The organism is Microbacterium sp. EB106-03-03-XG65 (assembly GCF_058791955.1).
Genome location: NZ_JBYTEB010000001.1, coordinates 1,065,948 through 1,085,866, shown reverse-complemented (window position 1 = coordinate 1,085,866; position 19,919 = coordinate 1,065,948). Strand labels below are relative to the sequence as shown.

The following is a 19,919-nucleotide window of genomic DNA, read 5'->3' as shown; positions in this document are numbered from 1 at the left end:
GGAACCGACCCCGGGTCGCCGAGCGAGGAGCCGGCGAAGAGACGAAACGAAGAGGAGGAACGCGTTCAGCTGTAGACGTGCGGTGCGAGCACTGCGACATCGCGGAGGTTGCGGTAGCGCTCGTCGTAGTCGAGTCCGTACCCGACGACGAAGTCGGTGGGGATGTCGAAGCCGACGTACTTGCAGTCGATGACGACCTTGGCGGCCTCGGGCTTGCGCAGCAGCGCGAGCACCTCGATCGACTCGGCCCCGCGCGACTCGAAGTTCTCGAGCAGCCAGCTGAGGGTGAGACCCGAGTCGATGATGTCCTCGACGATCAGCACGTGCTTGCCGTTCAGGTCGGTGTCGAGGTCTTTGCGGATCTGCACCACACCGCTCGACTTGGTGCTGGCGCCGTAGCTCGACACGGCCATCCAGTCCATCGGAGCGTGGAACGGCAGCGCCCGTGCGAAGTCGGCCATGACCATGACTGCGCCCTTGAGCACGCCGACGAGGATGAGCTCCTTGCCCTCGTAGTCGATGGCGACCTGAGCCGCCAGCTCGTCGAGCTTCGCGATGATCTCCTCCTCGGTGACGAGGATCTGGGCAAGGTCGTCCTGGATTTCCGCGGCGCGCATGGATCGATTTTAGGTGACGCGCGCCCATGCTCCCGCACAGGATCCGCAGATCCTCCACCGGAATTCCGGGTGCGTCGCCCGCATCCGCATTACCCTGAGCCGTGAGACGGGCGGATGCCCACGACGGAAGGAATCCCCATGGCTCTTGACGACATCCTCACGCAGGTGCCGATCGACGACATCGCCGCGCAGCTCGGAGTCTCTCGCGAGGTCGCGAAGGCCGGAGTCGAGCAGGGCGGCGCGGTGCTGCTCGGCGGCCTCGCGAAGAACGCCTCCACCTCGGAGGGCTCGTCCGCGATCGAGAACGCCCTGAAGCGCCACGAGGGCGCGACCGGCGCCTCGAAGGTCGACGACATCGATCAGGCCGACGGCGGCAAGATCGTCTCGCACATCCTCGGTGCCGACGAGAAGAAAGTGACCGAGAAGCTCACCGAGTCGCCGAAGACGGCCGGCATCGACTTCGGCAAGCTGCTGCCGATCCTCGCCCCGATCGTGATGGGGCTCATCGCGAACGCGAACAAGGACAAGAGCTCCAAGACCGACACCGCAGAGGCGCCGTCGGGTGGCGGGGGCATCGGCGACGTGATCGGCGGACTGCTCGGCGGCGGCAACTCCTCGGGCGGCGGCGGGATCGGCGACCTGCTGGGCGGGCTCCTCGGCGGCAACTCCTCGGGCGGCGGCGGGATCGGCGACCTGCTGGGCGGGCTCCTCGGCGGCAAGAAGTAACGAGGGAGCAGCGCGTTTCGTCTCGCTCGGCTCCGCCGGGCTCGCTCAACGACCGATGGGCGCCGTCCCCTCCCCCGCTCAGCGCGCGGTGAAGACGATGCGTCCGCCGATCCGAGCGGCCGAGCATGCGGGCAGGTCGATGGGACCCTGACCCGACCAGTCCGTCGCCAGCCGTGCGACCTCGAGAGTCTGCAGGCGGGTGAGGCTGACCCCGAACTCGCTGTCGACCACGAGGCGGATGATCCGGTTGCGCAGCGCTGCGGGGTTCGCGGCGAGTGCGGCGACGCTGACCGAGATCCCCGCTTCGGCGTGCTCGACGATGTCTTCGATGGTCTCGTGGATCATCTCGTCGAACGCCTCGGCGTCTTCACGGAGCTGTTCCGCAGTGCGTGCGAGGGCCTCGGCGATGCCGGGGCCGATCTCGGCCTCGAGCACCGGCAGCACCCGCTCGCGCACGCGCACCCGAGCGAAGCGCTGTTCGGAGTTGTGGGGGTCGTCCCACGCGTCGAGATCGGATGCCGCGCAGAACCCGCGCGTCGTCTCCCGACGCACGCCGAGCAGCGGACGCACCCAGCGCAGTCCGTCGTCGTCAGTGCGCACAGGAGCCATCCCTTGCAGGCTCGCGGCTCCGGATCCGCGTGCGAGGCCCAGCAGCACGGTCTCGGCCTGATCGTCGAGGGTGTGTCCGAGGAGCACGGCCGATGCGCCGACATCCGCCGCGGCATCCTTCAACACCCGATACCGGGCGTCACGTGCCGCGGCTTCCGGACCGCCTTCCGCGCCGACCTCGACCCGCACGATCAGTGCATCCAGTCCGAGAGCCGCCGCCGCGCGGGCAGCGCGCGCCGCGACGGCATCGGATCCGTCCTGCAGCCCGTGGTCGACCGTCAGGCTCGCCGTCCGCAGTCCGAGCTTCGCGCCCTCGAATGCCGTCGCGGCAGCGAGCGCGAGTGAATCCGCTCCCCCCGAGAGCGCGACGACGACGGTCGATCCCTCCGGCAGATCGTCGAGCGCGGTGCGCACAGCGAGGCGTATCTCTGCGATGGCGGGTGAGAGTGAAGGCACAGCTCCACGGTAGCGAACGAGCGGGAGAACGCCTCTTCCCCCTGGACGGATGCGCCCCTAGCCTGGGGCCGTGTCCTCCGCAACCGCCGCCGCCCGCCTGAGTCCCGAGCGGTTCACGGCCTTCGTCGACGCGGTCGTCGCGATCGCCATGACGCTGCTCATCCTGCCGCTCATGGAATCGGCCTCGGATGCCGCCGACTCTCGACTGACCACGGCGGAGTTCCTCGGCGACCATCGCGGCCAGCTCATCAGCTTCGCGCTGAGCTTCCTGCTGATCGCGACGTTCTGGATGGAACACCATCGCGTCTACAGCCGGGTGCATCGGATCACCGGCGCACTCGTGTGGATCAACGTCGTGTGGCTCTTCACGATCGTCTGGCTTCCTGTCGCGACCGCGATGATCGGCCAACTGCCGACCGACGCGCTGCAGACGACGATCTACATCGGCACCCTGCTGGGCACTCAGCTCGCGACGCTCGCGGCCAAGACATATCTGATCCGGCATCCCGAACTCAGCAACTACGCGCCTGAGACGCTGCGGGCGGGAATCCTGGGCGACATCGCGTCGGCGGCACTGTTCGTGATCGCGCTGGTCCTCGCCGTGACGGTGCCGGAGGTCGGATACTTCGCGCTGGTGCTGGTCGCCCTCACCTCTCCCCTCGCCAAGATCCTGCAACGGATCATCGCCAGACCGTCGTCGGCAGCCGCCGATCCCCGCGCGAAGACGGAGGACGACGACCCGCAGGTAGGCTAGTGCGCGGCATCCAACCGTCATTTCCAAGGAGCACACGCATGGGCGCACACGACGCCGTCATCGAGATCCCGCGCGGCAGCCGCGTGAAGTACGAGGTCGACCACGAGACCGGACGAGTGCACCTCGACCGCGTGCTCTACACGACCTTCGGGTACCCCGCCGACTACGGCTACTTCGACAACACCCTCGGAGAGGACGGCGACCCGCTCGACGTGCTCGTGCTGCTCGACCACGCCATCTACCCCGGCGTCGTCGTCGAGGTGCGCCCGGTCGCAGTGCTCAAGATGAGCGATGAGGCCGGCGGCGACGACAAGCTCGTGGCCGTGCTCTCGAAGGACCCTCGCTGGGCCCACATCCAGGACATCGGCGACGTCGCCGAGTACACCAAGAAGGAGATCGAGCACTTCTTCGAGCACTACAAGGACCTCGAGCCCAACAAATGGGTCAAGGTCGACGCGTGGGGCGACAAGGCCGAGGCGCAGCGCATCCTCGACGAGGCGATCGTCCGCTTCGGCGAGCAGGGCCACTGACACTGCATCCGCCGGGCCTGTGAGCCCGACGCACGAGACCCCCGGTTCCGCTCAGCGGCCGGGGGTCTCGTGCATGCGGGGTGAGGTTCTCAGACCGAGATGCCCCGGCCCGCGAGGAAGTCGATGGGGTTCGTGTACCGGCCGTCGATGTAGACCTCGAAGTGCAGGTGGCAGCCGACGGATGCTCCGGTGTTGCCCGCCCACGCGATCACATCGCCCGCGTTGACCCACTGCCCATTGCGCACGTTGAGTCCACCGGGCTTGATGTGCGCGTAGCCCGTCGCGACGCCGCCGCCGTGCTGGATGCGGATGTAGTTGCCGTAGTTGCCATTGGGGCCGGCGTAGTCGACCGTGCCCGACTGCGCGGCGAAGATCGCGGCGCCACAGCCGTTGGCCAGATCGACGCCGTAGTGGAACGCCGAGCACGCGGGGCACGGACGCGGACGCGATCCGTAGCCAGCACTGCGATAACCGCCCTGCGGGCGAACCCATCCACCGGTACCGGGTTGGCCTCCCGCGCCTCCGCCTCCACCGCCACCGCCACCGCCGCCACCGCCGGCTGCTGCCGCGGCAGCAGCCGCCGCCGCAGCGGCTGCAGCCGCCTCGGCTTCGCGGCGCTTGCGCTCCTCTTCGGCGACGCGCACGCCCTCCTGGTAGCCGGCGACCGTGGTCGCGGTCTGGTCTTTGAGGGCGGCGAGCTGAGCCTGCATCGTGGCGAGGTTCGCGGACTGCTCGTCGAGTGCCGCCTGTGCGGCATCCGCGGCGGCCTGCGCCTCTTTCATCTTCTGCTCGGCGACCTGCTGCAGGCGGTCGCGCTCGGACCGGGCGACGACCGCCTGATCGGTGAGCGACTGCGAGGCGTCGCGCGCTGCGGTGGCCTTATCGCGCACCGTCTGGTTGTACTGGTAGACCTTGTCCATCGTGCCGAGCCGCGAGAGCAGCTCGTCGGCGTTGTCGGCGGACCCGGCGAAGAAGAGCTCGAGGGCGGTGTCGTCGCCGCCGTTGCGGTACAGCTGTGCGGCGAGCTGCGCCGCCTTGCGGGACGCGTCATCGGCGATCACGGCCTGCGCGTCTGCCTGGGCCTGCAGCTCGTCGGCGATCGCGATCGCCTCGAAGTAGGCCTGCTGCGCGGCGTAGAACTCGTCACCCGCGGCGACAGCCGCGGCCTGGGTCTCGGCGACCTTCTGCTGCAGAGAGGCGATGAGGCCTTCGATCCGCGTGATCTCGGCCGCCTTCGACGACTCGTTGCGCATGGCGTTCTGCACGTCGTCCCAGCTGGGGTACGAAGCGGCGTACGCGGCGGTGACGCCGTTGGTCACGCCGAAGGCGCTGAGCGCGACGACTCCCAGCGCTCCGACACCGAGCCCGAGGGCGCCACGGCGGCTCAGCGAGCCCTTCTGCCAGAAGGCGCGGCTCTCGGCGGGCGTGGGCGCGCAGCCGCAATCCTCGGATGCCGCTGCGGCAGCAGCATCCACAGGTGAATGCATGTCGTTCACACGGCCCCTTCCGCCGGATTCACAAATGCCACAGTAACAACAACTTTCACATCCGCAACAGAGTGCGGGCGGCGTCGATCGACACGGGCGTAGGACTCCATCGTCCTCCCGAACACGCCCGGGCGGAAGCAGACTCGCCCTCGATTCGCGTTTTGCTCAGATCTTCCCTTATGCTTGAGCGTCGGCAAGGAAGTCCTCCGGGACAGACTTCGGCCCCATCGTTTAGCGGCCTAGGACGCCGCCCTTTCACGGCGGTAGCACGGGTTCGAATCCCGTTGGGGTCACTCCTTCCGGTACAATTGAAAACAAGTATGGCCCTGTAGCGCAGTTGGTTAGCGTGCCGCCCTGTCACGGCGGAGGTCGCGGGTTCAAGTCCCGTCAGGGTCGCTCTAAGCGACGGGCCCTTTTCTCTGAGAAGGGCCTTTCGTCTAGATGCGACAGGTCTAGCCGGTCGCATGGCTCTGTAGCTCAGTTGGTAGAGCGCACGACTGAAAATCGTGAGGTCACGGGATCGACGCCCGTCGGAGCCACAAGGACCATCATTACAGTGGTCCCAGAAACCCTCGCCTAGCTTCTACATGGCGGGGGTTTTGCCTTTCCCGGCGGATGTGACTTATAGCGCACACAAGCCGAAGTGACTATCGCACACCTCTTGCGTCCCGGACCCCTCGTCGGGCGTAGCGTGAGGTCATGCGCGCCGATCAGGGGGATCCGAGCGAGACAGACTCTCGACGGGTCGTGTATCACCGGTACGGCGGTCCCGAAGTGCTCGAGATCGAGCGGCGGCCCATCCCGGTGCCGGGGCCCGGTGAAGTCCTGGTGCGCGTCGCGGCGGCCGGGGTCAATCCGGTCGATTGGAACATCTTCAGCGGCGGGCCTCTGTTCGACGCGTACGAGCGGTCTCTGCCATCCGGGACCGGCTATGACTTCTCGGGCACGGTCGTCGGAGTCGGCTCGGGTGTCGCGGAGGGGTGGATGCCGGGTGACCGCGTGTTCGGCGGGCTGCGCTTTCACGCACAGGCGGATCACCTGCTCATCGACCCGCGTCAGCTGGCGCGCGTCCCCGACGGGCTGTCCCTTCGAAGTCGCAGGGGTACTGAACGTGGCGGGACGCACGGCGGTCGCGAGCGTGCGCTCTCAGCACATCGCGATCGGCGAGACGGTGCTCGTGAGCGGGGCGGCCGGGGGCGTCGGGATACTCACCGCACAACTCGCGATCGCCGCCGCGGCACGGGTGCTGGGAACCGCGTCGGCGGGGAACCACGATCTGCTCCGTTCGCTCGGGATCGAGCCCTTCGCGTACGGCGACCATCTCGCCGACCGGCTCCGCGCCGCCGCGCCCGAGGGCATCTCCGCCGTGCTCGACACCGTCGGCCACGGCACGGTGGACATGGCACTGCGCCTCGGCGTGCCACGCGCCCGGATCAACACCATCGCCGACTACGAGGCGCGCGACGCCCATGAGGTTCGTGGAGTCGGGGGCGCAGCCGCCGGCACGGCAGAGCTCGCCGACCTCGCGGAGAGGATCGTACGCGGCGACGTCCAGGTGCCGATCGATTCTCGGCATCCGCTGGAACGGGTGCGTGACGCATACGCTCGCTCCATCTCCGGACACGCAGTCGGCAAGATCGTGGTCATCCTCGACGAGGAGCGCGCGTTCTAGATGACGTTGCGCGTCGAGGCGGCTCAGACGGCGACGGGCTGCGTCTCTCGAGCGAGCAGACCGACCAGGTGCCGAGCGATCGTGCGCGGACCGGATGCCGGCGCGACCGCCTCGACATCCGGGTTGTAGTTCGTGTTGGTGTTGACGTCGTAGGTGACCAGGCGGCCGTCGGCGGTCTCGATGAACTCGATGCCGGCGATCGCGATCCCCGCCTCTTGCAGGAACGCCGCGTACTGCCGGACGAGCGGATGCTCGGAACCGATCTCCTCGCGCACGCGGAAGAGCGGCTCCGGCTCGATGCCGTCGGCCCCGGGCACCGCGCACGCCTCGGCGGGGCACAGCTCGAAGCTGCCCGCGCTCGTGTCGACGCGCACGGCGTAGACGAACTCGCCGCCGGCGAACTCGACGCGCGTCACGAAGGGCTCGCGCGCCGTCAGGTTCTCCTGCAGCAGCGTGATGCCGTCGGGCGAGGGCTCGAACTCCGCGCCGTCGACCCAGGCGTCGAACGCCTCGTGCGAGTCGTGACGACGCACGCCGAGGCCCTTGCCCCCCTGATTGTGCTTGCTGATGAACGGCGCGTCGAATTCCTTGGCGCGCTCCTTCAGAAATGTCGTGCCGAAGACCGCGACCGTCTTCGCGACCTCGATGCCGGCGCGCTGCAGCGCTGCGTGCTGCGCCGCCTTGCTCACCTCGAGCTCGAGCACCCCGCTTCCGTTCACCACCGTGCGGCCCGACGCCTCGAGCCAGCGGAGCACGGCGCGACCGTACTCCTTCGAATGCGCGTGGTCCCGCGTGTGCGCCGACGCACTGAGCCGAGACCAGAACACCCCGGCCGGCGGCTCGGCCGACAGATCGATCGACCCGTCGGTGAGCAGCCATTCCTCGGCGGGGACGCCCTCGGCGGCGAATGCGGCGGCGAACGGCGGGAACCATTCGGCGTTCTCGTGGATCACGTACACGCGCGGCTGCGTAGTCATACCCTCACGCTAGGTCGCGTCGACAGCCGTCAGGGTCGCGACGTAACGCGGGTTAACGCAGCACCCTCGAGACACCTGCGCCGAAGACCCCAGGCCTCTCACCCCTCCGCAGACATGCGACGGAGTGTGGCGAAGCATGTCGCCGTGTTGCACGGCAGATGGAGGGAGCCCCACGTGGTGTCTACGGTCGGGACATGACCGCTCATGCCTCTCCCTCCCAGCCCGGATCCCGCGACGCTGTTCCCGCGTCGGAGGCGCTGCAACAGCTGTCGGTGAGCGCGGATGCTTTCAAGGCGGTGTTCCGCGGGCATCCCGGCGGCGTCGCGGTCATCACCGCGCAGGGCGTCGACGGTCCTGTGGCCCTCACCGCATCGTCGGTGTCGTCGGTGAGCGTCGACCCTCCCCTGCTCGTGTTCTCGGTGTCGGCATCGTCGTCCGCGTTCCCGACGATCACCTCGGCCTCGACCGTGGTGGTGCACCTGCTCGACGCGGAGGACATCGAGCTCGCCCGTCTCGGCGCCACGAGCGGCGTCGACAGATTCGCCGACACGACAGCATGGGCGCCTCTCGCGACCGGAGAACCGGTGTTCGCGGGAGCGCGCGCCTGGGTGCGCTGCTCGGTCGTCAGCAGGATGGAAGCGGGCGGCTCCACCGTCATCGCCGCGCACGGACTCCAGGCGAACATCGATCGCGATGCCGATCGGGCGCTCGTGTATCACGACCGCACCTGGCACGCTCTCGGCGAGCACTCCGTGCTGCGTTGAGGGCTTTCTAGTCCGATCGACGCCGGCGAGCGACCAGCACGATCGCGCCGCCGAGCACGAGCAGCAGAGCCGCGATCACGATCGGCACCACGGGCACGGACCCGCCCGTGGTCGGAAGAGTCCCGCTCGGCGGGTCCGGCTCGCTCGGCGGGTTCGGAACGGATGTCGGCGTCGGAGTCGGCGTCGGGGTGGGGACGTCGGCACGCAGGCTGTTCTCGACAGTGAAGGCGATCACCCCGTCGTCTCGGGACGAGACCGGAGCGACGACCCGGCCGTTGCTCTGCACGGGGAGCTCTTCGCCGTCGATCGACCATTCGGGCACATCCCACGAGCCGCCCGGCGGGTCGACGAGCGCCGGCTCGGCCGCCTCGAGGATCGAGCCGACCGGGAACCGCTCGCCGACCACCGTCTGCCCGGCCTCGAGCGTCAGGGTCGGCTGCGGGTCTCCGTCGAGCCACCACTCCACGTCGTAGGCGAGCCCGGCGGCGTCGACTCCGTCGGGGTTGTCGAGCACCTTCGTCAATGACACCGACGCGTACTCGACCGCGGTGTTCGTGACCGTGATGCGCGGGACCTCCTCGGTCGAATCGATCGAGACCCACCGCGACGGCGACCACACGGGCAGCGCCCAGTCGAAGTTCCCGGGCAGGGCGTCTTCTTCGGGGGTGACCTCCCCGAGGAGCACATGCGTGCCCAGTGGGAACGACAGCGGCTGTCCGGCCTCGTCGATCGGCGAGGCCGGGCTGCCGTCCACCGGGATGGCGAAGGACCCGAGCTCCCAGTCTCCGCCGGGCTCACGTGCCAGATAGGCGACCGTGAAGTCGTCCGTCGTGATCTGCTCGGGCGCGATGCCGACGAGTTCTTTCGCGACCTCGAAGGTGCCGGTCGCGAAATCCGCCGTGTTGGTGACCGTCGCCGCGACGACGCGCTGGTCGCCGTCGCCGATGACCAACGACTCCGGCGAGAAGGTCGGCGCCTGCCACGTCGCTCCGTCGATCGCCGGCGGCGCCTGCTCCGAGAAGGTGACCACTGTGTCGTCGGCGAACTGCAGGGGTGTGCCCTCGCTGTCGAGGGGCGAGACGGGACTGCCGTCGGCGGGCAGGGCGAGCGTGCCGGTGCGGACGGCGCCGAGGGGATCAGTGGCCGTCCAGCCGACCGTGAACAGTGCCCCGGGCGGAAGCGCTGCCGGATCGATGCCGGCGAGCTCCTTCGAGATGCGGAAGGACCCGGTGTCGCGCACGTTCACGAACTCGATCTCGAGGTCGGCGCCGTCTGCCACGGGGATGTCGACGATGGCGTCCGCCAGCGGCACCGCTCCCTCGAAGCCCGCCGGCTCGTAGTCGGTCGTGACCCCGCCCGAGGTGACACGGATGGTGGGCGGCTCCCACTCGGTGACGTCGACGGGAGCACCGTCGAACAGAGGGACCAGTTCGGCGAGTTCGAGCACGGGGCTGCCGGTCTCGATGTCGGACAGCGAGATCGGCTGACCTGTCGGCAACTCCCGCGTGCGTCGCTCATCAGCACCCGGTGTCGCCGCATCGACGTTGTAACTGATCGCGTACTGGAATCGCGGATCCGTGGGCACGCCCTCGGTGTGCTTGACGACAGACGGCACGGGCGTGGCCTGCGCCGGAGTGACGAGGTTCGTCAGCTCGATCGCGACGGATGATGCGGTGCCGATCTCGATCGTGCGACCGGGACTCCACGACGCACCCGACCAGTCGTAACCGGGAGGGGGTGTCACCGAGGCGAGGTCCTCGTCGAAGGTCACCTGCGTGCCGGCGGGGAACTGCTGCGGTGCCGCGACTGCGGTGCCGTCGAGCGGCACGTCGAGCGTTCCTCTCGCGATCGTCGTCGCCCCCTGCTGCGCGGTCCACGTCACAGGCACAGTCCCGGTCGCGGTCACGGGTTCGCCCGCCTCATCGACGATGCTCTTGCTGACCGTGAACGTCCCCACTGCGGCCGTGGCCACATTCTCGACGACGACCTCTGCGACCGCATCGCCGACGATCAGCGGGTTCGGCGCGATCGTCGGCGTCGACCAGGTGTATCCGGCGATCGACGGCGGCGGGATCTCCTCGAAGGCGATCGAGGTGCCGAGGGGGAAGTCGTCCCCCGGATCCACCCGTGAGCCGTCGGCGGGGAGAACCAGATGCCCGCTGGTGACCGTCCCGTCAGGTGCGGTGGCGGTGTAGTTCACCGCGAAGTCCACGTCCTCGAGCAGCGGATCGTCCGCCGCGATCCCGTCGAGCTGCTTCCGGATCCGGAAGCCCCCTTCGTCGGCGGCGCACGCGATCTGCCCCGCGAACAGGAAGGAGTGGATCTCGCCGCCCCGGGTCGTGACGTCGTTGCCGATGATCTGCCCGTCGAGGGGAGCAGCGTCGACCGTGATGTCGGCGTCGGGAGCGTAGATCGACCCGTCGATGCGCCCCTGCGCCGCCGTCACCGACACCGGTCCGGACAGAGCCGAGAGATCCCACATGACGTACGGCGAGTACGCCCCCTGCGGGTCGAAGCGCGCGCCCACGACATCCGTGGTGCCCGCCGGAACCCGGATGATGAGGGGATTCGCGACGCTCGGTTCGGGCCCGGGCGAGAACTGCACGAGGGCTGTTCCCGCGATGTCGGTGTAGTCGACGACGTTCGGGCGATCGTCGCGCAGCGGCTCGAGGACGACCCGGTCGCCGAAGTTCTCCGCGACAGCGACGGGGTGGCCGGAGGGAAGCGTCGGGTCTGCGATGGCGGCGAGGCACTGCGACGCCTGCGACCAGCTCGCTTCGCGCTGCGCCTCGACGTAGTCGGCCACCGCCGTCGGACCCGTGCTGGCGGTGTAGATGCTTCCGTCCCCCGCGCTTCCCGACGGCGGAGTGGCATCGTCGGGGAATCGCTGATGGGTCGCATCGATGAGGGGAGTCTGGTCGGATTGCGCGGGGTCGGTACCCAGCCGCAGCCAGTCCGCGCGCGCGAACGCCTCGAACGGGCCATCCCGCTCGACGAGCTTCAGGTCTCCGAACAGCGCAGGATCCGACGTGCCAGCGCTCGTGATGGCTGTGATCCCCCCGCTTTCAGGCGAATACGAACCCGCGAGCAGGCGGGTGGGGTCACCATCGACTGCAGGCAGCGCGTAGTCACCCGTGCCCGCGACGACGTGCACGAGCGTGTACTGGCCGTCGCCCGGCTTGGTCATCGTGCCGCCGACGGCGATGCTGCCCTCGGTCTCGGTGTTGCCGAACGAACCGTCCTCCCGCGCATACACGGTGAAGCCCCCGGCGATCGCGAACGGATTGAACGATTCCGGATACGCGGCCGCCGCAGGAGGCGCGTATGCGACCGACCCTGAGGCCACGACAGCGAACGCGGCGATCCCCGCGACCACTCGACTGCGCATCCTTCGCCCGATATGACCTGCCACGTTGGCCCCCGCCCGTCGTCGGGCATCAGTCAAGCAGGGTGGCGGGCCGCTGTCACTAACCGATATTCCGGAGAGGTCAGCGTGATGACAGGACTCAGGTCACTCGCGCAGGAGGTGTCGAGACCACACCCTCGAGAGGAACTCCACCTGCAGCGACCATTGGTCGGCCCCTCCCCCTTCATGTCCGTTGAAGCGCCAGACCACGATGTCCTTGTCCTGCCCGGCATAGGCGTTGAAGGCCGCGAAGACGGTCGAGGGCGGACACACGACGTCGTGCAGCGCGACAGAGAACAGGCCGGCCGCTCGGGCACGTGCCGCGAACGACACGCCGTCGACATATGACAGCGTGCGGGCCACCGCCTGCGCGTCACCCCGATGTGCGCGCAGATAGCGGACGACCTCGGCGTAGGGATCGGATTCGGTGAGACCGACCGCCCGTTCGAAGTGGCAGAGGAACGGCACATCGGCGAGGCACGCGGCGACCCCCTCGTGCAGTCCGGCCGCGGCGAGGGCGATCCCTCCGCCCTGGCTGACCCCTGCGACGGCCACGCGGTTCGCGTCGATCTCGGGGCGGGCCCGCAGGAAGTCGACCGCGCGCACGGCATCCGTGAACACCCGACGGTAGTAATAGGTCTCGGGATCGCGGATACCCCGGGTCATGAAACCGGGAACGGACGGATCAGAGCCGACCGGGTCGGCGGTGCCGCTGCCCGAGTCGCGCTGGGCGCCCTGTCCCCGGGTGTCGACCACGAGCGTCGCGTATCCCGCGTTCACCCAGGCGAGCCATTCGTGAGGCAGCCCGCGGCCGCCGCCGTAGCCCTGGAAGTGCACGATCCCGGGCGCGGGCTCCTCCTCTGGCGGCAGCAGCAGCCACGCGCCCACCGGATGCCCGCCGAAGCCGCTGAAGCGCACATCGAAGACGCGCACGTGAGTGAACGGCGACACCACCGGCGTGACGATCGCCTCGGAGCCGCCGGCGCGCGATTCGCGCAGTGTGCGCTCCCAGAACTCGTCGAAGTCGACGGGCTCGGCGATGTCGGGTCGGTAGGACCGCAGCTCGGCCTCGGGCATGTCGAAGAAGGCCATGACGCTCCTGATCAGTGGTTCTCGGAGATGGTGCGGATATCGCCGCGGATCCGCAGCACGGCTGCATCCGGCCCGGCCGGCACGGCCACCCGGACGGCATCCGGGTCACGATCGATCTGCCAGACGCCGGCGCCGTCGAACACGATCTCGACGTCGGCATCCGCCCAGAGCTCGAGCGAACCCCCCGCGCCTCGAGACCACACGAACAGCATCGCCGATCCGTCGCCGAACCGGTGTCCGAGCACGAGAAGTGCGTCATCCCACTGCGGCAGGCCTTTCGGCCAGAACGGCACGACATGCGCGAGACCGACGCGATGCGCCTTGGCCCAAGCGACCGCGTCGACGACGCGGGAGAAAGCGTCGGGAGTCAACCGGTCGAGGAACCCCGCCAGGTACAGACGACCGGAGAGGCCCGAGACCAGAGTCGTCGCGAGCTCGCCGGCGCTCATGTCGGCCGCCGGATACGCCCAGTTGCCCGACTGCTCGGGCAGCACCGTGGCGGGTGCGGAGGCGGCGATCGCGGCATAGCGGAGGGCATCCTGCTGATCGCTCGTCGACTGCAGATGCGTCACGGCGAGCAGGTGGTAGTCGCTGCGCATCGCACCCGACGCGCAGTTCTCGAGCAGAAGCTGCGGATGCCTCTGCTGCACCTCCTCGAGCCACTCGCGCAGCGCCCGCGTGTGCGCGAGCAGACCGACGCCGGGTGCGAGGCCGCCGGCATCGGTGCCCGACCCCGGCTCGATGTTGTAGTCGAGCTTGATGATGCCGATCCCATGCTCGGTCACCAGCCGGTCGACCACGGCGTCGAGGTGAGCGCGAGCGGCGGGATGCCGCAGATCGAGGTGCTTGCGTCGCTGCTCGACCACAGGGGCGCCGTGCCGCTGGAAGAACGCCTCGGCAGGCAGGCTGTCGGACATCGGGGAATCCAGTCCGACCGCCTCGGGCTCGAGCCAGATGCCCGGTGTCATGCCCGCGTCGCGGATCGCCGCGATCACGCGAGCGAGTCCTCCCGTGAAGCGCGTCGGAGCATCCTGCCACTCGCCGATCTCTCCCCAGTAGTCGCGGCTGTCGGTGAACCAGCCCGCGTCGATGCAGAAGTACTCCGCCCCCGCGCGCGACGCCGCCTCGATCAACGGCAGCAGCGCTTCGGTCGACGGCTGACCCATGAGCGTGTTCATGTAGTCGTTGTAGACGATCGGCAGGGTGCTCTCGACGGCACGCAGCGGCCGCAGCCCCCGGCGGTGGCGGGTGAGCGCCGCGAACGCGCCGTCGCGCCCGTCGCCGACCGCGAGCCCGGCGGCGACCGTCGTGAACGCATCCCCGGGTCGCAGCACCACCTCGGCCTGATGTTCTCTCTCGTTCGGCCCCCCCGCGCTCAGCACGACTCCGCCGTCGCCACGCGAGAGCGACCACTGCCACCCCGCCGACGACTCGATCTGCCAGGCCAGACCGCTCTGTGCCGTGGACAGCACCCCGACCGGCAGTGTGCTCCCGGTCGACCAGCCACCCGAGCTCGACTGCCCGTATCCCGTGCGATCGGGCTGCCGCACCTTCGCGAAGCCGAGCTCGGGAAGCAGCGAGGCGATCGCCTCCTCGCTCCACCGCCCCTCACCCAGCCACTCACTGCGCCCGCTGGCGAGCCGGAGCTCATCGGGTTCGGCCGCCGTGCGCACGCTCAGCGTCGGCAGCGCGAACAGCACGATGTCGGCACCGCCGCTGTTGATGGCCTCATGCACCACCCGCAGGCCGCCACCGACGAGGGTGAGAGTCGTCACGACGCGCAGCCCGGTCGTCTCATCGCGCTGCGAGATCTCGAGGCGCCCCTGTGACTCGCTCGCCGACTCGACTCCGAGTCGCGCCCCGACGGTGGTGCCGACGTATCCCAGCGTCATGCGGTCGTGACGCTCGTGCGCCGTGAGAACCTCGACGAGCGGATGCCGTCGGACCACGCTCGCCGCGTCTCCTGCGCGCAATGCGTCGAGGGTCGCCGGGCCGGTGTCAGGAAGGGTGACGGCGATCGAGACCCCGTCCTGCTCGAGCTCGTAGCGGCGCGGTGCGGTGAGAGCCATCGTCGAATGCATCCTCGGGTCGTCAGGCGGGGCGGGTGTGCTGTAGATCATCGCCGTGAGCGGTGCCCGCGGCATCGCCGACGGTCGATGCCCTCACGATGAGCTCGGGGTCGACGATGTGCTGGCGCGAGGCGAACTCGCGCACGGGCTCACCCAGCTCCGAGAGCAGCAGGTCGTAGGCCGTCTCGCCGATCGCCTCTCCCGGGGTGCTGATGGTCGACAGCGGAATGGCCGCCACCGAGGCGATCTCATCGCCGTCGAAGCCGATCACCGCCACGTCGCGCGGCACGTCGATGCCGAACGACGTCAGCCCGCGCACCACGCCCAGACCGACCATGTCGTTGACCGCGAACACCCCGTCGGGCAGTTGATCGCGCTGCGAGGCCATCTCGACGCCCGCCGCGAACCCCGCGTTCATGCTGCGTTCGTCGGCACGGAGCACCGAAAGGCTCGCTCCCGGCACCTCCCGCACGGCGCGGCTCGCACCATCGAATCGCTCACTGACCTGCTTGACGCCGAACGGCCCGCCCACGAAGGCGAGCCGCCGACGCCCGAGGTCGAGCAGATGCTTCGCCGCGAGGTAGCCGCCCGTCGAGTCGGCCGCCGACACCGATGCCTGGTCGTCGGTCGTCGCCCGGCGCCCCGTCACGACGCTCGGGGTTCCCCGTCGACGCATCTCGGCCAGGCGAGGTTCGAGTTCATCGAGCGTGGCGATGATGAGTCCTGAGACGCGCTTGCGCTCGAACAGCTCGAGGTACTCCAGCTGACGCGCGGTCGATCCGGCCGAATTGCCGATCATCACGGTACGGCCGGTCTCGGCGGCTCGCCGCTCGATCGCATCCGCGATGACGCCGGAGAACGGGTTCGTGAACTCGAATGCGACGTACCCGATCGTGCGGGTGTCTCCCGAACTGATCGTGCGCGCCGCATCGCTGGGCACGAAGCCGAGCTGGTCGATCGCCCTGGCGATCCGCTCCCGCGTCGACGGGGAGAGGATCTCGGGGCGGTTGAGATAGTTCGACACCGTCGATCTCGACACCTCCGCCGCGTCTGCGACATCGGTGATGGCCACTCGCTTCATCGCTCGGGTCCCTTTCGTTCGTGCCTGATCGAGCGTACGCGGTGCGGGGATTGGAGTGATCCATTTTCGACAACCCGCGTTGCATCCGATCAGGATGTGCACAATTATGCGGGCATACAGCGGGTGGATGCAAACGCGGGCGCTCCTCGATTGACACTTGTTGAACCGATCCAATTCAGGTACGTTCGCTATCGCACCGGCATATCCCGGAGCCCTGCACCCGAAGATCCGCGACCCTGACGACGCGGAACGACGTCTTTTACAAAGGAGTAAGAAACATGGCACGACACTCGCGCCGCGTTGCCGTCGGGCTCATCGCCTCGATGGCCGCCTCGGCACTCGTCCTGACCGCCTGCGGCGGCACCGCCACCGATGACGCCGGAGACTCGGGCGACTCGGGAGAGGTCACGCTCACGGTGGGCGGCAAGCCCCAGGCGACCGATGAAGCGGCTCTCGCTCTCTGGGACGAGAAGATCGCCCAATTCGAAGAGGAGAACCCCGACATCACGATCGAGGGAAGCGAAGTGGTCTACGACCCGCAGACCTTCGCCGCACAGCTCGCCGGTGGCACGCTGCCCGTCGTGATGGGCATCCCGGTCACCGAGATCCAGTCGCTGATCAACCGCGAACAGCTCAAGGACCTCAGCTCGTATTTCGAGTCGGAAGACGTGCTGAAGGATCTCAACGAGTCGGTCACCGCGAACGTGCAGGGCACCGACGGCGCGTACTACGGCATCCCCGTCTCGGCTTTCACCCTCGCCGTGCTGGTCAACCGCGATGTGTTCGAGCAGGCGGGACTCAACCCCGATGAGACGCTCGAGACGTGGGATGACATCGCCGCGGCCGCGGCGACGATCACCGAGAAGACGGATGCCGCCGGCCTCGGCCAGCTCACGACCACCAACCAGGGCGGATGGACCCTCACCGCGCTCAGCGCGGCGTTCGGCGGACTCGTCGAAGAGACGGAGGCCGGCGAGACCACCGCGAACCTCGACAACGACGGCACGGCGGCCGCTCTCGAATACCTGTCGGACCTGCGCTGGAACGAAGACGTGCTGGGCAGCAACTTCCTGCTGGACTTCGATGCGGCAGGGCCCGCCTTCGCCGCCGGCCAGTACGGCATGATGGTCGGCGCTTCCGAGTGGTACAACCCGCTCGTGCGCAACTTCGGGATGGCTCCGGAGTCGTACGGGCTCTTCCCGCTTCCCCAGGAGTCCGGCGGCCTCGGCTCGCTCGGCGGAGGCTCGGTCTCGATCATCCGCGCCGACGCCAGTGACGCCGAGACCGCGGCAGGCGTGAAGTGGACGAACTTCTACTACCTCGACCGGTTCTCCGACCTCGACTTCGCGGCGGAGGAGGCCGAGGGCATGGCCGCCGACGGCGGCACCGTGCCGCGCGTCGGTCTGCCGCTCGTCGCCCCCGAGGCCTACACCGCGTACCTCGAGGCGATCGAGCCCAGCATCAACGTGCCGCTCGAGAACCTCGAGACGTACTACTCGGCCACCGAGTCGCCCGACTTCTCGGTCGTGACGGAGCCGCCCGTCGAGGCGCAGCAGATCTACGGGCTGCTCGACACCGTGCTGCAGGCCGTGTTCACGGACGAGAACGCCGACATCGACGCTCTCCTCGCCCAGGCGCAGAGCCAGGCCGAGACCATCGTCGCCGACGCCCAGACGGAGTGACGGCCGGGCGGGGGCGCCACCGCGCCCCCGCCCCTCCCGACCACCCCGCACCCGACCCGATGAAGGAGTCCGCATGACGTCGGTCACGTCCCCACCCCTCGTGCCCCCCGTGGCAGCCGGAGAGGAAGCCGTGCCGCCCGCACCGAGCCGTCGTCGCCCGCTCCTGCGGCGAGGCGGGATCAGCGCGGCCCTCATCCTGCTCCCGGCCGTGGTGCTGTTCGCGCTCTTCTCGTGGTGGCCGATCCTGCGCGGGCTCGTCATCGCGTTCCAGAAGACCAACCTGATCACCACGAGCTGGGTCGGCATCGAGAACTTCCAGCGCGTTCTCGCCGACCCGCTGCTCGGGCAGGCGCTCGCCAACACCGCCCTGTATGCGGGCCTCGCACTGCTGATCGGGTTCCCCGTGCCGATCTTCTTCGCCGTGATGCTCGCCGAGATGCGCAGGTCGCGGCGAATCTCGAGCTTCCTGGTCTTCCTGCCCACCGTGATCCCGCCGGTCGTCTCGATCCTGCTGTGGCAGGTCTTCTACGATCCGAGCTCGCGCGGTCTGTTCAACTCGATACTCGGCGCGGTGGGCATCGATCCGCTCCCGTGGCTGCAATCGCCGTCGACGGCGATGCTGTCGATCGTCCTGGTCGCCACCTGGGGTGCCTTCGGATCGACCACGATCATCTATCTCGCCACGGTGCTCTCGATCGACACCCAGCTGTACGAGGCCGCCGAGATCGACGGAGCGGGCATCTTCCGTCGCATCTGGCACATCACACTCCCGCAGATGCGCGGGACCATCCTTCTCCTGTTGCTCCTGCAGCTGATCGGCACCTTCCAGGTGTTCACCGAGCCGTTCCTGCTCACCGGCGGCGGACCGAACAACAGCACCGTGACGCTTCTCATGCTGATCTACCGCTACGCATTCATCTTCGGCAACTTCGGCCAGGCAGCCGCTCTGAGCCTCATGCTCGCAGCCGCGCTCAGCGTCTTCGCCGCGGTGTATCTGTGGCTCTCTCGGAAGTGGAGCACCTGATGGCCCTCACCGGATCGACTCGCACGCTGACCGCCGTGACCGGACCCTCGCGTCGCGGCCGCTCGGCGAACCGCTCGCTCGAGCGTTCGAACATCTCGGACTCGGATCTGTCTCGCGCGAGCACGCGGTTCACCTTCCGCGTGGTCGTGGGTGTGGTCGTCGCGCTGCTCGTGGTCGTCTCGGCGGGTCCTCTGCTGTGGCTCGCGAAGGCCGCGGTCTCGACCACGCAGGACATCCTCCGCGACCCGTTCGGGCTGTGGCCGTCGGGGATCCAGTGGCAGAACCTCACCGACGCCTGGAACCAGATCCAGATCGGCCGTTTCACCGCGAACTCGCTCATCATCACCAGCGGCGAGGTGCTCGTGGCCGTGTTCTCGGCCGTGACGCTCGGCTATGTGCTCGCGGTGCTTCGCCCGAGGTACGGGGCCGTGCTCAACGCAGCGATCATGGCGACGCTGTTCATCCCCGGAGTCATCTCGCTCATCCCGCTGTACCTCACCGTGATCGACCTCGGGCTGCTCGACAGCTACGCCGCGCTGTGGCTGACGAACGGGGTGAGCGCGTTCAACGTGCTCATCATGAAGCAGTACTTCCAGACCATCCCTCGCGAGCTCTTCGAGGCCGCGACGGTCGACGGTGCCGGTCCGCTCCGCATCCTGTGGTCGATCGTGCTGCCGATGGCACGTCCGATCATCGGGGTCGTCGCGCTGCTCGCGTTCGTCGCATCGTGGAAGGACTTCCTCTGGCCGCTCCTCGCTCTCCCCTCGCCCGACAAGCAGCCGCTGTCGGTGGGACTCGCGACGGTCGCGCCGCAGGCGGACCTCGCTGTGCTCATGGCCGGCATGTTCATCGCCGTGCTGATCCCGATCGCCGTGTTCGCGATCTTCCAGAGGCAGTTCCTGACGGGTGCCGGATCCGCCGGCGCTCTCAAGGGCTGACCGTCACGCTCACCCGCTCACCCGCTCATCCGCAC

The 19,919-nt window shown here is 68.7% G+C and carries 16 protein-coding genes, 3 tRNA genes and 1 pseudogene; 12 read left to right on the top strand and 8 right to left on the bottom strand.

The features are described 5' to 3' along the window. Positions 1-65 precede the first annotated feature (65 nt). Positions 66-617: a hypoxanthine phosphoribosyltransferase gene (gene hpt / locus AC3WS6_RS05080; RefSeq protein ID WP_201468772.1), complete on the bottom strand. Its 552-nt coding sequence runs from the start codon at positions 615-617 to the stop codon at positions 66-68. Between the two features lie 138 nt (positions 618-755). On the opposite strand from hpt, the gene AC3WS6_RS05075 reads away from it, so the two are divergent. Further along, a complete protein-coding gene (locus AC3WS6_RS05075; protein WP_492499975.1) occupies positions 756-1,343 on the top strand; it encodes a DUF937 domain-containing protein in 588 nt (195 codons plus the stop codon). A gap of 78 nt (positions 1,344-1,421) precedes the next feature. Here the strand turns inward: AC3WS6_RS05075 and tilS are convergent, their stop codons facing one another. After that, positions 1,422-2,408: a tRNA lysidine(34) synthetase TilS gene (tilS, locus tag AC3WS6_RS05070; RefSeq protein ID WP_492499974.1), complete on the bottom strand. Its 987-nt coding sequence runs from the start codon at positions 2,406-2,408 to the stop codon at positions 1,422-1,424. 70 nt (positions 2,409-2,478) lie between these two features. Between tilS and AC3WS6_RS05065 the strand changes: the two genes are divergently transcribed. After that, on the top strand, positions 2,479-3,162 hold the full coding sequence (locus AC3WS6_RS05065) for a TMEM175 family protein (protein ID WP_492499973.1): 684 nt from the start codon (positions 2,479-2,481) through the stop codon (positions 3,160-3,162). A 38-nt stretch (positions 3,163-3,200) separates the two neighbouring features. Beyond that, positions 3,201-3,692, top strand: coding sequence for an inorganic diphosphatase (locus AC3WS6_RS05060; RefSeq protein ID WP_492499972.1), 492 nt, complete (start codon positions 3,201-3,203; stop codon positions 3,690-3,692). A gap of 89 nt (positions 3,693-3,781) precedes the next feature. On the opposite strand, the gene AC3WS6_RS05055 is transcribed toward AC3WS6_RS05060, so the two are convergent. Next, entirely contained in the window at positions 3,782-5,179 is a 1,398-nt protein-coding gene (locus AC3WS6_RS05055) for a peptidoglycan DD-metalloendopeptidase family protein (protein WP_492501449.1), read from the bottom strand. Between the two features lie 220 nt (positions 5,180-5,399). Between AC3WS6_RS05055 and AC3WS6_RS05050 the strand changes: the two genes are divergently transcribed. The 5 genes and pseudogenes from AC3WS6_RS05050 (at position 5,400) to AC3WS6_RS05030 (ending at position 6,851) form a co-directional block, all read left to right on the top strand. Further along, positions 5,400-5,472, top strand: a tRNA-Glu gene (locus AC3WS6_RS05050). A gap of 29 nt (positions 5,473-5,501) precedes the next feature. After that, positions 5,502-5,575 (top strand) — tRNA-Asp (locus AC3WS6_RS05045). Between the two features lie 70 nt (positions 5,576-5,645). Then, positions 5,646-5,718, top strand: a tRNA-Phe gene (locus AC3WS6_RS05040). 160 nt (positions 5,719-5,878) lie between these two features. After that, positions 5,879-6,172 (top strand): annotated as a pseudogene (locus AC3WS6_RS05035) (alcohol dehydrogenase catalytic domain-containing protein); the annotation flags it as partial. Positions 6,173-6,290: 118 nt separating this feature from the next. Beyond that, positions 6,291-6,851 carry a zinc-binding dehydrogenase gene (locus tag AC3WS6_RS05030; protein ID WP_492499971.1) on the top strand — a complete coding sequence of 187 codons (561 nt, stop codon included), beginning with the start codon at positions 6,291-6,293 and terminating at the stop codon, positions 6,849-6,851. 23 nt (positions 6,852-6,874) lie between these two features. Here AC3WS6_RS05030 and AC3WS6_RS05025 read toward each other — a convergent pair whose 3' ends face one another. Next, positions 6,875-7,828, bottom strand: a complete 954-nt coding sequence (locus AC3WS6_RS05025; RefSeq protein WP_492499970.1) for an ATP-grasp domain-containing protein — start codon at positions 7,826-7,828, stop codon at positions 6,875-6,877. 194 nt (positions 7,829-8,022) lie between these two features. Here AC3WS6_RS05025 and AC3WS6_RS05020 point away from each other — a divergent pair, with 194 nt between their 5' ends. After that, the gene (locus AC3WS6_RS05020; RefSeq protein ID WP_492499969.1) at positions 8,023-8,592 is read left to right on the top strand and encodes a flavin reductase family protein; all 570 of its coding nucleotides are present in this window, start codon (positions 8,023-8,025) and stop codon (positions 8,590-8,592) included. Between the two features lie 7 nt (positions 8,593-8,599). Here AC3WS6_RS05020 and AC3WS6_RS05015 read toward each other — a convergent pair whose 3' ends face one another. The 4 genes from AC3WS6_RS05015 to AC3WS6_RS05000 form a co-directional block, all read right to left on the bottom strand. Next, entirely contained in the window at positions 8,600-11,968 is a 3,369-nt protein-coding gene (locus tag AC3WS6_RS05015) for a DUF5979 domain-containing protein (protein WP_492499968.1), read from the bottom strand. Positions 11,969-12,103: 135 nt separating this feature from the next. Then, a complete protein-coding gene (locus tag AC3WS6_RS05010; protein WP_492499967.1) occupies positions 12,104-13,090 on the bottom strand; it encodes an acetylxylan esterase in 987 nt (328 codons plus the stop codon). Positions 13,091-13,101: 11 nt separating this feature from the next. Further along, the gene (locus tag AC3WS6_RS05005) at positions 13,102-15,159 is read right to left on the bottom strand and encodes a glycoside hydrolase family 36 protein (RefSeq protein ID WP_492499966.1); all 2,058 of its coding nucleotides are present in this window, start codon (positions 15,157-15,159) and stop codon (positions 13,102-13,104) included. Positions 15,160-15,181: 22 nt separating this feature from the next. Beyond that, positions 15,182-16,240 carry a LacI family DNA-binding transcriptional regulator gene (locus AC3WS6_RS05000; protein WP_492499965.1) on the bottom strand — a complete coding sequence of 353 codons (1,059 nt, stop codon included), beginning with the start codon at positions 16,238-16,240 and terminating at the stop codon, positions 15,182-15,184. A gap of 278 nt (positions 16,241-16,518) precedes the next feature. On the opposite strand from AC3WS6_RS05000, the gene AC3WS6_RS04995 reads away from it, so the two are divergent. The 3 genes from AC3WS6_RS04995 (at position 16,519) to AC3WS6_RS04985 (ending at position 19,884) form a co-directional block, all read left to right on the top strand. After that, positions 16,519-17,922, top strand: coding sequence for an ABC transporter substrate-binding protein (locus tag AC3WS6_RS04995; RefSeq protein WP_492499964.1), 1,404 nt, complete (start codon positions 16,519-16,521; stop codon positions 17,920-17,922). A gap of 73 nt (positions 17,923-17,995) precedes the next feature. After that, positions 17,996-18,946 carry a carbohydrate ABC transporter permease gene (locus tag AC3WS6_RS04990; protein WP_492499963.1) on the top strand — a complete coding sequence of 317 codons (951 nt, stop codon included), beginning with the start codon at positions 17,996-17,998 and terminating at the stop codon, positions 18,944-18,946. Continuing rightward, positions 18,946-19,884, top strand: a complete 939-nt coding sequence (locus AC3WS6_RS04985) for a carbohydrate ABC transporter permease (protein WP_492499962.1) — start codon at positions 18,946-18,948, stop codon at positions 19,882-19,884. The genes AC3WS6_RS04990 and AC3WS6_RS04985 overlap by 1 nt, the downstream gene beginning before the upstream one ends. Positions 19,885-19,919 lie beyond the last annotated feature (35 nt).